Genomic DNA, 13967 nt, shown 5'->3' with positions numbered 1-13967 from the left:
ATCTTCACACTGTTATCAGGATCGCAGAGGACCGCGTTTTGCAATGCGTCATTGCGCTGTTGCAGCCGCACCCGATGAGACGCGCGTATCGAGCCGCGCGGCGAGCACCGTGACCGCGAGCGCGGCGAGCGTGACGACGGCCGCCACCCAAGGCAGCGCGTCGAGCGGCACCCCGTGCGAAAGCGCGACGCCGCCCAGCCATGCGCCGCCCGCATTGCCGACGTTGAACGCGCCGATGTTGAGCGTCGACGCGAGATTCGGCGCGTGCGCGGCCTTCTCGACGACACGAGACTGTAACGGAGGAACCGTCGCAAAAGCAGCGCCTCCCCAGACGAACACGGTGACGGCGGCCGCGGCGGGCAGATGGCTCGTCTTCGCGAACACCGCCATCACGGCGATCAGGGCGACGAGAATCGCGATCAGCGACGGCATCAGGGCGCGATCCGCGAGCCGGCCGCCGATCATGTTGCCGACCGTGAGCCCGGCGCCGAACAGCACGAGCACGAGCGACACCGCGTGCGGCGAGAAGCCCGTCACGTCCTCGAGGATCGGCGCGATGTAAGTGAACACGACGAACACGCCGCCGAAGCCGAGCACCGTCATCGCGAGCGCGAGCCACACCTGCGGCTCCTTGAGCACGCGCAGCTCGCGGCCGAGCGCCGCGCCCGCCGCGTCGCGCTGCTTCGGCACGAGCGCGGCAATGCCGGCGAGCGCCGCGACGCCGAGCGCCGCGACGATCCAGAACGTCGCCCGCCAGCCGAGCGTCTGACCGACGAAGGTGCCGAACGGCACGCCGAGCACGTTCGCGAGCGTGAGCCCCGTGAACATCAGCGCGATCGCGCTCGCGCGCCTGTCGACGCTCACGAGTGACGCGGCGACGACCGCGCCGATGCCGAAGAACGAGCCATGCGCGAACGACGTGACGACGCGCGCGATCATCAGCATCCCGTAGCTCTGCGCGAGCGCGCACAGCACGTTGCCGGCGATGAAGATCGCCATCAGCAGTTGCAGTGCGGCCTTGCGCGGCATCCGGCTCGTCAGCACGGCGAGGAGCGGCGCGCCCGCGGCGACGCCGAGCGCATAGCCGCTCACGAGGAGGCCGGCGGACGGCAGCGTGACCGCGAGGTCGCGCGCGACGTCGGGCAACAGGCCCATGATGACGAATTCGGTGGTGCCGATGGCGAACGCGCTGATCGCGAGCGCGAGTAACGGTAGAGGCATGAGACGCTCCGGTGCGGGACGGACGCGGCGCGACCCATGCCGCACCGCATCAAAAAATCTGACGAGCGCGCATTGTCCCGAATCCGAAGATTTTTGATAATTGGCGTAGCATTTGAATCATTTTCAAAAATTATCTGGAAATAGCATGGATCAACTGGGCGACATCCGCTTGTTCGTCGAGGCGGCGGAGCTCGGCAGCCTGTCGGCCGCCGGGCGCAAGCTGAACCTGACGCCCGCCGCAGCGAGCGCGCGGCTCGCGAAGCTGGAGGCGCAAGTGTCGACGCGCCTGTTCGAGCGCTCGACGCGGCGGCTGCGGCTCACCGACGAGGGCCGCCTATACCTGAACTGCTGCCGGCAAGCGCTGCGGGCGCTCGACGACGCGGACGCGATGCTGCAGGAAGGGCGCAACGTCGTGAGCGGCAAGGTGCGGCTGTCGTCGACGGCGGATTTCGGGCGCAATCAACTGCTCGACTGGCTCGACGAATTCAACGCGCGCTATCCGGACGTGACGTTTTCGGTGACGGCATCGGATTCGTCGTCGAATCTGTGGCAAGACGAGATCGATCTCGCGATCCGCTTCGCCGCGCCGCCCGACGGCGCGCTGATCGCGCGGCGGCTCGCGGCGAACCGGCGCGTGCTGTGCGCGTCGCCCGCGTTCGTCGACAAGTACGGCTCGCCGAAGGAGCCGCTCGATCTGGCCCGCTTTCCATGCAACGTGATCACGGTCGCGTCGGGACCGATCAACGTGTGGCGCTTCACGCGCGGCGACGACACGCAGACCTACACGGTGCCGCTCGCAACCGCGCACGAGACGAACGACGGCGGCCTCACGCGCGAATGGACGATCCGCGGTTACGGAATCGCGCTGGAATCGATCTGGGACATCGCGCGCGACGTCCGCGCGGGCCGGCTCAAGGTGCTGCTGCCCGAGTGGCGGCACCACGACGCGCCGCTGCACGCGATCTATCACAGCAAGCGTTACATGGCGCCGCGCGTGCGGGTGCTGCTCGATTTTCTCGTCGAGCGCTTCGCGCGGGAGGAAAAGGCGCTCGAGGATCTGTTGAACGCGTGCCGGTGACGCCGGGCCAGCCTGCCCCGCCCGGCGGGGCCTGAAAAGCTATAATGGAAAGCTTTCCCGGCGGCATCTTCCCGTACGCAGCGCGCGCATCGCGCGGCTGGCGGCGCGCTGATCCGTCCCCCTGATTCATTTTGAACGACGCCCCCAGGTCAACCACTGCGAACGGCGAATCCTCATGACCAAGAAAGTTTACGTAAAGACCTTCGGCTGCCAGATGAACGAGTACGACTCCGACAAGATGGTCGACGTGCTCAATGCGGCCGAAGGGCTGGAGAAGACCGACACCCCGGAAGACGCGGACATCATCCTGTTCAACACCTGCTCGGTGCGCGAAAAGGCGCAGGAGAAGGTGTTCTCCGATCTCGGCCGCGTGCGCGAGCTGAAGGAGGCGAAGCCGGATCTGCTGATCGGCGTGGGCGGCTGCGTCGCGAGCCAGGAAGGCGCGTCGATCGTCGCGCGCGCGCCGTACGTCGACCTCGTGTTCGGCCCGCAGACGCTGCACCGCCTGCCGCAGATGATCGACGCGCGCCGCGAAAGCGGCCGCGCGCAGGTCGACATCACGTTCCCGGAGATCGAGAAGTTCGATCACCTGCCGCCCGCGCGCGTCGAGGGCCCGAGCGCGTTCGTGTCGATCATGGAAGGCTGCTCGAAGTACTGCAGCTACTGCGTCGTGCCGTACACGCGCGGCGACGAAGTCTCGCGCCCGCTCGACGACGTGCTGACCGAGATCGCCGGCCTCGCCGATCAGGGCGTGCGCGAAGTCACGCTGCTCGGCCAGAACGTGAACGCCTACCGTGGAAAATTCGGTGGCGCGCTGCCGGCGGGCGCGCACGACGTCGCCGATTTCGCGACGCTGATCGAATACGTCGCCGACATCCCCGGCATCGAGCGGATCCGCTACACGACGTCGCACCCGAAGGAATTCACGCAGCGCCTGCTCGACGTCTACGCGAAGGTGCCGAAGCTCGTCGACCATCTGCACCTGCCCGTCCAGCACGGCTCGGATCGCATCCTGATGGCAATGAAGCGCGGCTACACGGTGCTCGAATACAAATCGTTGATCCGCAAGCTGCGCGCGATCCGCCCGAACCTGTCGCTGTCGACGGACATCATCGTCGGCTTCCCCGGCGAGACCGAGGCCGACTTCGACAAGACGATGGCGCTCGTGCACGAGATGAGCTACGACACGAGCTTCTCGTTCATCTACAGCCCGCGCCCCGGCACGCCGGCCGCGAACCTCGCCGACGACACGCCGCGCGGGGTCAAGCTCGAACGCCTGCAACATCTGCAGGCGACGATCGAGGAGAACGTCGCGCGCATCAGCCAGTCGATGGTCGGCAGGGTCGAGCGGATCCTCGTCGAGGGGCCGTCGCGCAAGGACCCGAACGAGCTCGCGGGCCGCACCGAGAACAACCGGGTCGTGAATTTCCCCGCGCCGCTCGCGGCGCACTCGCGCCTGATCGGCCAGATGATCGACGTGAAGATCAATCACGCGTATCCGCACTCGCTGCGCGGCGAGCTCGTGCTCGCGCACGACGGCGCGAGCGCCGCCACGCACTGACGCTACAGGAACCCGACGCCACTTTGAAAACTGCTCAAGCACTGGAATTCACCGCGCCGCGCGACGACAACGCGCGCCTCGCGAATCTCTGCGGCCCGCTCGACGAAAATCTGCGGCAGATCGAACAGGCGCTCGACGTGACGCTCTCGCGGCGCGGCCACCGGATCGCGATTCGCGGCCGCGGCGCGAGAACCGCGCTCGTGGCGCTCGAGAACTTCTACAACCGCGCGCGCGATCCGCTGTCGGTCGACGACATCCAGCTCGCGCTCGTCGAGGCCCGCCATCCGGGCAATCCGCGGCGCAGAGGCAACGGCGAAGGCGAAGGCGAAACCGAAGCGCTCGACGTGCGCTTTCGCGGCGATCCGGACCATCCGTTCGACGAGCCCGTCGTGCACATCGGCGAAGAGCCGCACGCCGACGAAGCGGCGCCGAAGCTCTACACGCGCCGCGCCGATCTGCGCGGGCGCACGCCCGCGCAGCGCGAGTATCTGAAGCAGATCCTGTCGCACGACGTCACGTTCGGCGTCGGGCCGGCGGGCACCGGCAAGACGTATCTCGCGGTCGCGTGCGCGGTCGACGCGCTCGAGCGCGACCAGGTCAAGCGCATCGTGCTGACGCGCCCGGCCGTCGAGGCGGGCGAGCGGCTCGGCTTCCTGCCGGGCGACCTCGCGCAGAAGGTCGATCCGTACCTGCGGCCGCTCTATGATGCGCTGTACGACCTGCTCGGCTTCGACAAGACCGCGAAGATGTTCGAGCGCCAGATGATCGAGATCGCGCCGCTCGCGTACATGCGCGGCCGCACGCTGAACCACGCGTTCATCATCCTCGACGAGGCGCAGAACACGACGCCCGAGCAGATGAAGATGTTCCTCACGCGGATCGGCTTCGGCTCGAAGGCGGTCGTCACGGGCGACACGAGCCAGGTCGACTTGCCGCGCGGGCACAAGAGCGGGCTCGTCGAGGCGCAGCAGGTGCTCTCCGGCGTGCGCGGCATCGCGCTCACGCGCTTCACGAGCGCGGACGTGGTCCGGCATCCGCTCGTCGCGCGGATCGTCGAGGCTTACGACGAGTTCCACGCGCAGCACAAGGACGAATAAGCGGGGCCGAGACGGGCGAGCCGGTCCGGTCGGGCGGCCGACGCGGTCGGCGGACGGCCGCGGTCGCGCGACGCGCGCGACGCGCTCGGCGGGCCGCGCGTTCCATGCGCCGTGTCCGCTTTGCGCCGTTCGTTCAGGCGCTTGATCATCGGAGCACGGGCCCATTTGGGCCCATTGGGCCGATAGGGCCAATGGGTCACTTTGATCGCCGGGATGTCCGATCGATCGTTCGCCGTTCGCATTGCAACAGCATCGATCAGAACCGCGCAGCCGTGGGTGATCATCGGATTCCGAGCTACACGGCGCCATGCTTGCCGATCCCGCGTCGTTCCTTCGACAACCGCGCGCCGGCCGGCGCCGCGCCCGGGCGATGCTCTCCAGCCGGGCGACGCGCACGCGCGACGCATATCGGCGAACCGTCGACCGCGCATCGGCCATTCGCGTCGCAAAAAGCCTGCCGCCACACCGCCCGCCGGCATCCCGAACGGCCCCGCGCCGGTCGCTCGCCGGCCTGCGGCGATCGGCGAAACGCCCTCCGGACGCTCGTCCGTTTGGTGTATCCTCAACCGCGTTCAAACCGACGTCAGCGTGATGAAATCGTCCCGTTCCTCCAAGTCCGTACGCGCCGAAGCGGCGCAACCCGAGTTTCCCCGCCTGTCGCTGTTCGATGCGAAGGGCAAAGTCAGGACGGTCGAAGCGCAGGCGCTGCGCGTCGATTTCGCCGACGGCCGCAGCCTGACGTTCGACCTGTCCGGCAGTTCGGGCGACGCGGCCGTCGCGATCGTCGCGCAGCACGCGGACCCGTCGCGGCGCGCGACGATCGCGCTGCGCCCCGAGCACTACGATAGCGTGACGGTCGAAGCCGGCGCCGACGAGAACCCCGGCTTCGCGCACGACGAGGCGGGCGACATGGGCGAGGCGGGCGAAGACGCGCCGGACCGCGAGCCCGAGCTCGATCTCGCGGTTCAGTACGGCGACGAGATCGGCGACGCGCAGCGCAAGCCGCTGCCCAAGCGCAAGGTGATCGCCGAATGGCTCGAACCCGCGATCTTCTCCGACGCTCAGTTCACCGTGCGCTTCGTCGGCGCCGACGAAGGGCGCGCGCTCAATCACAGCTATCGGCACAAGGACTACGCGACGAACGTGCTGACCTTCGCGTACGGCGAGGAGCCGGACGGCGTCACGGTCGCGGATCTCGTGCTGTGCTGCCCCATCGTCGAAAAGGAGGCGCGAGAGCAGGGCAAGACGCTCGTCGCGCATTACGCGCATCTGCTCGTGCACGGCGCGCTGCATGCGCAGGGCTACGACCACGAGCGCGGCGAAGAAGACGCGGCCGAGATGGAAGCGCTCGAAATCGACATCCTCGCGAAGCTCGGCTTCCCGAATCCGTACCGCTGATTGGCGCCGCGCTGACCGCTCCGCCGCCGTGAACCGCTCCGCCTCCACCCGCTGCCCCTATCCTCCGTCGCTCGGCGAGGCGCGCCACCTGAGCGACGACGAGCTCGCGGCATCGCTCGACGCGACGCTCGCCGGCTGGGATCGCACGAGCGACCTGTGGCTGTTCGGCTATGGCTCGCTGATCTGGAACCCGGGGATGCCGGCCGTCGAGGCACTGCGCGCGAAGGTCCACGGCTACCACCGCGGGCTCTACCTGTGGTCGCGCGTGAACCGCGGCACGCCCGAGCAGCCTGGGCTCGTGCTCGCGCTCGACCGCGGCGGCTCGTGCACGGGGCTCGCGTTCCGGCTCGCCGGCGGCACCGCGGTGGCGCACCTCGAAGCGCTCTGGCGGCGCGAGATGGCGATGGGCTCGTACCGGCCCGCATGGCTGCCGTGCGCGCTCGTGGGCGGCGAGCGGGTCCGCGCGCTCGCGTTCGTGATGCGGCGCGACGTGCCGACCTACACCGGCAAGCTGACCGACGACATCGTGAGAGCCGTGTTCGGCTGCGCGAGCGGCCGCTACGGCACGACGCTCGACTACGTGAGCCGCACCGTCGATGCACTGCGCGACAGCGGAATGCCCGACCGCGCGCTCGAAGCGCTGCTCGCGCGCTGCCGGTAGGTGCCGGTAGATGCCGGTAGCCGCCGGAGGCTGAAGCGTTCGAAGCCATCGGCCGTCGGCGAACGCGAACGCGGACGGCCAGTGCGACGAGCGGCCGCGCGCGCCGCATCGCATCCGCCGCTTTTTTTCCAACGCTGCCCGCGCAGGCGTTTCTGCGCTACGATGGAAGCGCGCCCGAGGCCGCGCCGCCCGGCCGGAACCGCGCGACACGCCGCTTCGGCCAGCGCGCCCGCCCGTCGACACGGACGCGCCACGACCTTGGTGTATCCTTGCCTATTCCGTGACAGCGCGCTCCCGATTCGCGGGGCGCACCACCATGAACGATTCGTATCCCAGTCGAAAATCCGCCGACAAACCGCCTGAAAAACGCTCACTGCTCGAGCGTCTGACCGACTTCATCTCGCCCGAGCCCGATTCGCGGGCCGAGCTCCTCGAAATCCTGCAGGATGCGCACGAACGCAACCTGATCGACGCCGATTCGCTGTCGATGATCGAGGGCGTGTTCCAGGTGTCCGACCTGTGCGCACGCGACATCATGGTGCCCCGCGCGCAGATGGACGCGCTCAACATCGCCGACAAGCCCGAGGACTTCATCCCGTTCGTGCTCGAAAAGGCGCACTCGCGGTATCCGGTATACGAAGACAACCGCGACAACGTGATCGGCGTGCTGCTCGCGAAGGATCTGCTGCGCTTCTACGCGGAAGAGGAATTCGACGTGCGCGGGATGCTGCGCCCCGCCGTCTTCATCCCCGAATCAAAGCGGCTGAACGTGCTGCTGCACGACTTCCGCGTGAACCGCAACCACCTCGCGATCGTCGTCGACGAATACGGCGGCGTCGCCGGCCTCATCACGATCGAGGACGTGCTCGAGCAGATCGTCGGCGACATCGAGGACGAATACGACTTCGACGAGGAAGCCGGCAACATCATCGCCGCGCCCGACGGCCGCTACCGCGTGCGCGCGCTGACCGAGATCGAGCAGTTCAACGAAACGTTCGGCACCGATTTCCCCGATGACGAAGTCGACACGATCGGCGGCCTCATCACGCACCATTTCGGCCGCGTCCCGCATCGCGGCGAGAAAGTGCGCCTGGGCGACCTGCTGTTCGAGATCCAGCGCGGCGACGCCCGCCAGATTCACGTGCTGCTCGTGCGCCGCGCGCCGCTCGCCGGCCGGCGCAGCGGCTCGGCTGGCGAAGACTGACGCGCCCACGCCTCCCCACCCGCTCCTTCGACGCAACGCATGGCCGAACCGATCTCGACCCGCTCGCAATCGAGCGTCTCCGCAACGGCCGCCGGCCGTGCGCTGCCCGTCTGGCACTATCCGGCCGCGCTCCTCGCCGGCGCGGCCAACACGCTGACGTTCGCGCCGACGCCGCACGGCGGCTGGCTGCAGCTCGTCGTGTTCGCATGGCTGTTCGCGCAACTGACGCGCACGACGAGCTGGAAGCACGCGGCGGCCACGGGCGGCGCGTTCGGCTTCGGCAACTTCATCACCGGCATCTGGTGGCTCTACATCAGCATGCACGTGTACGGCGAGATGGCCGCGCCGCTCGCGGGCGGCGCGCTCGTGCTGTTCTGCCTGTACCTGTCGATCTATCCGGCGTTCTCGGCGGGGCTCTGGTCGTTCTGCGCGGGGCACGCGCGAAACGGCAAGGCGGCCGACCCGCGTCCGTTCTCGCCGACCTGGCACGGCGCGTTCGCGTTCGCGAGCGCGTGGGCCGTCGGCGAATGGCTGCGCGGCAACGTGCTCACCGGCTTTCCGTGGCTCGCGAGCGGCTACGCGCAAGTCGACGGGCCGCTCGCCGGCTACGCGTCGATCGTCGGCGTCTACGGGATCGGCTGGGTGCTCGCGCTCGTCGCGGCGCTCGTCGTGCAGGCGATCGTCCGCGCGCGTGAAAGCGGCCGCAGCCGCGGCAACGATCGCAACAGCGGCGGCGGAAACAGCCGAATCGACGCGCCGGCCGGCATCGCGCCGCATGCGCTGCGCGCGCCGCGCGTCGCGGCGCCGGCGCTCGCGGCCGCCGCGCTCGTCGCGCTCGGCCCGCTGCTCGCGCTCGTGCCGTGGACCGTGCCCGCGAACGCGCCGCTCACGGTGCGCCTGCTGCAAGGCAACGTGAAGCAGGACATCAAGTTCGAGGAAGCGGGCATCAAGGCGGCGATCGCGATGTACCAGAAGATGATCACCGAGAAGCCCGCCGATCTCGTCGTCACGCCCGAGACCGCGATCGCGGTGCTGATCCAGGAACTGCCCGAGCCGTTCGCGCGCGCGGTGCGCAATTTCAGCGACGCGACCGACACGGCAGTGCTGTTCGGCGCGGTCGGCGGCACCGTGACGGACGACGGCAGGATCGTCGACTACACGAACAGCCTGTACGGCGTGACGCCGCATTCGCGCGACATCTACCGCTACGACAAGCATCATCTGGTGCCGTTCGGCGAGTTCATCCCGTGGGGCTTTCGCTGGTTCGTCGACCTGATGAAGATGCCGCTCGGCGATTTCGCGCGCGGCGCGCCCGTCCAGCAGCCGTTCATCGTGCGCAACCAGCCGGTGATGGCCGACGTCTGCTACGAGGACATCTTCGGCGAGGAGATCGCGGCGACGATCCGCGACAACCCGGTGTCGCCCGGCGTGCTCGTCAACGTGACGAACCTCGCGTGGTTCGGCGACACGATCGCGCTCGACCAGCACCTGCAGATCGCGCGGATGCGCTCGCTGGAAACGGGCCGGCCGATGCTGCGCGCGACGAACACCGGGATGACGGCCGCAATCGACGCGCAGGGCCGCGTGATCGGCCGGCTGAAGCCCTTCACGATCGGCTCCCTCGACGTGCGCATCGAGGGCACCGCCGGCCGCACGCCGTACGTGACGAGCGGCAACGCGACGGTGCTCGCGCTGTCGCTGCTGCTGCTCGCATTCGGCTTCGCGTTCGGCCCGGGGCTGCGCCGGCGCGGCTGACGCCTGCCGCACGAGCCGCGCGCCGCCGCTCCGCGTTCGACGCCCGCGTGTTTTCCGGCGATTTCCCCGCCCGCGCACGCGCATGGAGGCGGCCCCACCCCGTTGCGGCCGCACCCGCCCGCCGATCCGGTAAAATTACGCGTTTCAGCACAGACCCAAGCCGCGCGCCGCGCGAGCTGCCGGCGCGGCGCTCACCGCCGCCGCCGTCTGCCCGAAGCGGAGCGCCCGGCGCCACGAAGGCCTCTCATGCTTACGTTTCAGCAAATCATCCTGACGCTCCAGTCCTATTGGGACAGGCAGGGTTGCGCCCTGCTCCAGCCGATCGACATGGAAGTCGGCGCCGGCACGTCGCACGTGCACACGTTCCTGCGCGCGATCGGCCCCGAGCCGTGGCGCGCCGCGTACGTGCAGCCGTCGCGCCGCCCGAAGGACGGCCGCTACGGCGAGAACCCGAACCGCCTGCAGCACTACTACCAGTATCAGGTGGTGCTCAAGCCGGCGCCGGAGAACATCCTCGACCTGTACCTCGGCTCGCTGGAAGCGCTCGGCTTCGACCTGAAGCAGAACGACGTGCGCTTCGTCGAGGACGACTGGGAGAACCCGACGCTCGGCGCGTGGGGCCTCGGCTGGGAAGTGTGGCTGAACGGGATGGAAGTCACGCAGTTCACGTACTTCCAGCAGGTGGGCGGCCTCGACTGCAAGCCCGTGCTCGGCGAAATCACGTACGGCCTCGAGCGCCTCGCGATGTATCTGCAGAAGGTCGAGAACGTCTACGACCTGATCTGGACCGAGTGGGAAGAGCCGGGCCCGAACGGCCCCGAGTTGCGGCGCCTCACCTACGGCGATGTCTACCACCAGAACGAAGTCGAGCAGTCGACGTACAACTTCGAGCACGCGAACGTCGAGCTGCTGTTCACGTTCTTCAACAGCTACGAATCCGAAGCGAAGCGGATGATCGAGGCACAGCTCGCGCTGCCCGCGTACGAGCTCGTGCTGAAGGCCGGCCACACGTTCAACCTGCTCGACGCGCGCGGCGCGATCTCCGTGACCGAGCGCGCCGCGTACATCGGCCGCATCCGCGCGCTGTCGCGGCTCGTCGCGCAGGCGTACTACGATTCGCGCGAGAAGCTCGGCTTCCCGATGATCGGCAACCCGGTGCCGGGCGTGCCGGGCCTGACCACCGACGCGCAGGAGGCCGCGCAGCCCGCGTGGGCGCCGCCGCTGAAAGCCGAACGCAAGATCGATCAGGACTGACGAGATTCTTCACACCATGACGCAAAACCATTCCGCATCCCTGCTCGTCGAACTGCTGACCGAAGAGCTGCCGCCGAAAGCGCTCGCGCGCCTCTCCGACGCGTTCGCCGAAGGCATCGCGCAGCGCCTCGCCGCGCGCGACCTGATCGAAGGCGAGCTCGCGTTCGAACGCTACGCGACGCCGCGCCGCCTCGCGGTCGTCGTCCAGAACGTGCGCGCCGTCGCGCCCGAGAAGCAGGTCCGCGAAAAAGTCCTGCCGGTATCGGTCGCGCTCGACGCCGAGGGCAAGCCGAGCGCGCCGCTCGCGAAGAAGCTCGCGGCGCTCGGCCACCCGAACCTGTCGATCGCCGATCTCGAGCGCGCGCACGACGGCAAGGCCGAAGCGTTCTTCGTCAATTACGCGGCGCCCGGCGCGACGCTCGCCGACGGCCTGCAGGCCGCGCTCGACGAAACGCTCGCGAAGCTGCCGATCCCGAAGGTGATGACCTATCAGCGCCCGGACGGCACCGACGTGCAGTTCGTGCGCCCCGTGCACCGCCTGACCGTGCTGCGCGACGATCGCATCGTGCCCGTCACCGCGTTCGGCATCGACGCGGGCGACACGACGCTCGGCCACCGCTTCCTGTCCGACGGCCTCGTCGCGATCCAGCACGCGAGCGCCTATGCGGACACGCTGCGCGAGAAAGGCCGCGTGCTCGCGCACTTCGCGGGCCGCAAGGAAGCGATCCGCACGCAGCTCGAAGCGAACGCGAACGGCGACCAGGTCGTGATGCCCGAGGCGCTCCTCGACGAAGTGACGTCGCTCGTCGAGTGGCCGGTCGTCTATCCGTGCCGCTTCGAGGACGAGTTCCTGCAGGTCCCGCAGGAATGCCTGATCCTCACGATGCAGACGAACCAGAAGTACTTCGCGCTCACCGACGCGGCGGGCAAGCTGCGCTCGCGCTTCCTGATCGTGTCGAACATCGGGACGAAGACGCCGAGCGAGATCATCGAGGGCAACGAGCGCGTCGTGCGCCCGCGTCTCGCCGACGCGAAGTTCTTCTTCGAGCAGGACAAGAAGAAGCCGCTCGCCGAGCGCGTGCCGCTCCTCGCGAACGTCGTCTATCACAACAAGCTCGGCTCGCAGCTCGCGCGCGTCGAGCGCCTCGAAACGCTCGCGGGCGAGATCGCGCCCGCGATCGGCGCCGACGCGACGGTCGCGATCCGCGCGGCCCGCCTCGCGAAGGCCGACTTGCTGACCGACATGGTCGGCGAATTCCCCGAGCTGCAAGGCACGATGGGCACGTACTACGCGCGCCACGACGGCGAGCCGGAAGACGTCGCGATCGCGTGCAGCGAGCACTACCGGCCGCGCTTCTCCGGCGACGCGCTGCCGGCGACGCCCGTGTCGACCGCGGTCGCGCTCGCCGACAAGCTCGAGACGATCGTCGGCATCTGGGGCATCGGCCTCGCGCCGACGGGCGAGAAGGACCCGTTCGCGCTGCGCCGCCACGCGCTCGGCGTGCTGCGCCTGCTGCTCGAAAAGCAGTTGCCGCTCGATCTCGTCTGGCTGCTGCGCACCGCGTACGAACGCTTCGCGGCGGTGCCGGGCGTCGCCGAATCGACCGACGCGATCTACGCGTTCTTCGTCGACCGCCTGCGCGGCCTGCTGCGCGAGCGCGGCTACACGGCGGGCGAAGTCGACGCGGTGCTGAGCCTGAACCCGACGCGCCTCGACGACATCGTCGCGCGCCTCGACGCGGTGCGCGAGTTCACGCGCCTCGCGGAGGCCGAAGCGCTCGCGGCCGCGAACAAGCGGATCTCGAACATCCTGAAGAAGTCGGAAAGCAGCGCGAACGGCGCGGTGCAGCCGGCGCTCTTCGTCGAAGCGGCCGAGAAGGCGCTCGCCGAGCAGCTCGCCGACGTGACGCCGCGCGTGCAGTCGCAGCTCGAGGCGCGCGCGTACACGGGCGCCCTGTCCGCGCTCGCCGCGCTGCGCGCGCCCGTCGACGCGTTCTTCGACGGCGTGATGGTCAACGCCGAGGACCCCGCGCTGCGCGCGAACCGGCTCGCGCTCCTGTCCGCACTGCATCAGCAGATGAACTGCGTCGCGGACATCTCGAAGCTCGCCGCCTGAAGGCCCGGAGCCACGCGATGCCGATCAGTCTCAGCAAGAAGCTCGTCGTCCTCGATCGGGACGGCGTCATCAACGTCGATTCGGAGGCGTTCATCAAGTCGCCCGACGAATGGGTCGCGCTGCCCGGCAGCCTCGAGGCGATCGCGCGGCTCAATCACGCGGGCTACCGCGTCGTCGTCGCGACGAACCAGTCGGGCATCGGCCGGGGCCTGTTCGACATGGCGACGCTGAACGCGATGCACCTGAAGATGCATCGCGCGGCGGCCGCGGTCGGCGGCCGGATCGACGCGGTGTTCTTCTGCCCGCACACGGCCGACGACCATTGCGATTGCCGCAAGCCGAAGCCCGGGATGATGAAGCTGATCGCCGAGCGCTTCGAGATCGATCCGGCGTATACGCCGGTCGTCGGCGATTCGCTGCGCGACCTGCAGGCGGGCGCGGCGCTCGGCTTTCGGCCGCATCTCGTGCTGACGGGCAAGGGCAAGAAGACGCTCGCCGCGGGCGGGCTGCCGGAAGGCACGCGCGTGCACGACGACCTGCGCGCGTTCGCGCTCGATTTCCTTTCCGAAGAACACGAGTGATGCCAGCCCGCGCGCATCCTCCCTCACCGTAACGTCACGCC

11 protein-coding genes are annotated in these 13967 nt (G+C 68.9%); 10 read left to right on the top strand and 1 reads right to left on the bottom strand.

Going from position 1 to position 13967, the window contains the following annotated elements:
• Window positions 1–48 precede the first annotated feature (48 nt).
• Complete coding sequence (locus WS92_RS14150; RefSeq protein WP_015601882.1) at window positions 49–1221, bottom strand: MFS transporter; 1173 nt, start codon at window positions 1219–1221, stop codon at window positions 49–51.
• Window positions 1222–1366: 145 nt separating this feature from the next.
• Between WS92_RS14150 and WS92_RS14145 the strand changes: the two genes are divergently transcribed.
• The 10 genes from WS92_RS14145 (at window position 1367) to gmhB (ending at window position 13926) form a co-directional block, all read left to right on the top strand.
• The gene (locus tag WS92_RS14145) at window positions 1367–2299 is read left to right on the top strand and encodes a LysR family transcriptional regulator (protein WP_009911288.1); all 933 of its coding nucleotides are present in this window, start codon (window positions 1367–1369) and stop codon (window positions 2297–2299) included.
• A 175-nt stretch (window positions 2300–2474) separates the two neighbouring features.
• Window positions 2475–3860: a tRNA (N6-isopentenyl adenosine(37)-C2)-methylthiotransferase MiaB gene (miaB, locus tag WS92_RS14140; protein ID WP_059931182.1), complete on the top strand. Its 1386-nt coding sequence runs from the start codon at window positions 2475–2477 to the stop codon at window positions 3858–3860.
• Window positions 3861–3883: 23 nt separating this feature from the next.
• The gene (locus WS92_RS14135) at window positions 3884–4957 is read left to right on the top strand and encodes a PhoH family protein (protein WP_015600092.1); all 1074 of its coding nucleotides are present in this window, start codon (window positions 3884–3886) and stop codon (window positions 4955–4957) included.
• 591 nt (window positions 4958–5548) lie between these two features.
• Complete coding sequence (gene ybeY / locus WS92_RS14130) at window positions 5549–6355, top strand: rRNA maturation RNase YbeY (protein ID WP_059931181.1); 807 nt, start codon at window positions 5549–5551, stop codon at window positions 6353–6355.
• Between the two features lie 28 nt (window positions 6356–6383).
• Window positions 6384–7016 carry a gamma-glutamylcyclotransferase gene (locus WS92_RS14125; RefSeq protein ID WP_059931179.1) on the top strand — a complete coding sequence of 211 codons (633 nt, stop codon included), beginning with the start codon at window positions 6384–6386 and terminating at the stop codon, window positions 7014–7016.
• Between the two features lie 316 nt (window positions 7017–7332).
• Window positions 7333–8220, top strand: coding sequence for an HlyC/CorC family transporter (locus tag WS92_RS14120; RefSeq protein ID WP_015600400.1), 888 nt, complete (start codon window positions 7333–7335; stop codon window positions 8218–8220).
• 39 nt (window positions 8221–8259) lie between these two features.
• Window positions 8260–9975 carry an apolipoprotein N-acyltransferase gene (lnt, locus tag WS92_RS14115; protein ID WP_059931177.1) on the top strand — a complete coding sequence of 572 codons (1716 nt, stop codon included), beginning with the start codon at window positions 8260–8262 and terminating at the stop codon, window positions 9973–9975.
• Between the two features lie 246 nt (window positions 9976–10221).
• Window positions 10222–11229, top strand: a complete 1008-nt coding sequence (glyQ, locus tag WS92_RS14110) for a glycine--tRNA ligase subunit alpha (RefSeq protein WP_006024596.1) — start codon at window positions 10222–10224, stop codon at window positions 11227–11229.
• 16 nt (window positions 11230–11245) lie between these two features.
• Complete coding sequence (gene glyS, locus WS92_RS14105; protein ID WP_006024595.1) at window positions 11246–13345, top strand: glycine--tRNA ligase subunit beta; 2100 nt, start codon at window positions 11246–11248, stop codon at window positions 13343–13345.
• A 17-nt stretch (window positions 13346–13362) separates the two neighbouring features.
• The gene (gmhB, locus tag WS92_RS14100) at window positions 13363–13926 is read left to right on the top strand and encodes a D-glycero-beta-D-manno-heptose 1,7-bisphosphate 7-phosphatase (protein WP_059931175.1); all 564 of its coding nucleotides are present in this window, start codon (window positions 13363–13365) and stop codon (window positions 13924–13926) included.
• Window positions 13927–13967: the final 41 nt, after the last annotated feature.

Origin of the sequence: Burkholderia sp. MSMB1588, from assembly GCF_001546925.1 — a bacterium.
GTDB classification, from domain to species: domain Bacteria; phylum Pseudomonadota; class Gammaproteobacteria; order Burkholderiales; family Burkholderiaceae; genus Burkholderia; species Burkholderia humptydooensis.
This window is presented reverse-complemented; position numbering and strand designations above follow the sequence as displayed.

Bases quoted from the DNA above. Each gene is read 5' to 3' on its own strand.
- WS92_RS14150 (WP_015601882.1), bottom strand. From the start codon at position 1,221: ATGCCTCTACCGTTACTCGCGCTCGCGATCAGCGCGTTCGCCATCGGC.
- WS92_RS14145 (WP_009911288.1), top strand. From the start codon at position 1,367: ATGGATCAACTGGGCGACATCCGCTTGTTCGTCGAGGCGGCGGAGCTC.
- miaB (WP_059931182.1), top strand. From the start codon at position 2,475: ATGACCAAGAAAGTTTACGTAAAGACCTTCGGCTGCCAGATGAACGAG.
- ybeY (WP_059931181.1), top strand. From the start codon at position 5,549: ATGAAATCGTCCCGTTCCTCCAAGTCCGTACGCGCCGAAGCGGCGCAA.
- WS92_RS14120 (WP_015600400.1), top strand. From the start codon at position 7,333: ATGAACGATTCGTATCCCAGTCGAAAATCCGCCGACAAACCGCCTGAA.
- lnt (WP_059931177.1), top strand. From the start codon at position 8,260: ATGGCCGAACCGATCTCGACCCGCTCGCAATCGAGCGTCTCCGCAACG.
- glyQ (WP_006024596.1), top strand. From the start codon at position 10,222: ATGCTTACGTTTCAGCAAATCATCCTGACGCTCCAGTCCTATTGGGAC.
- glyS (WP_006024595.1), top strand. From the start codon at position 11,246: ATGACGCAAAACCATTCCGCATCCCTGCTCGTCGAACTGCTGACCGAA.
- gmhB (WP_059931175.1), top strand. From the start codon at position 13,363: ATGCCGATCAGTCTCAGCAAGAAGCTCGTCGTCCTCGATCGGGACGGC.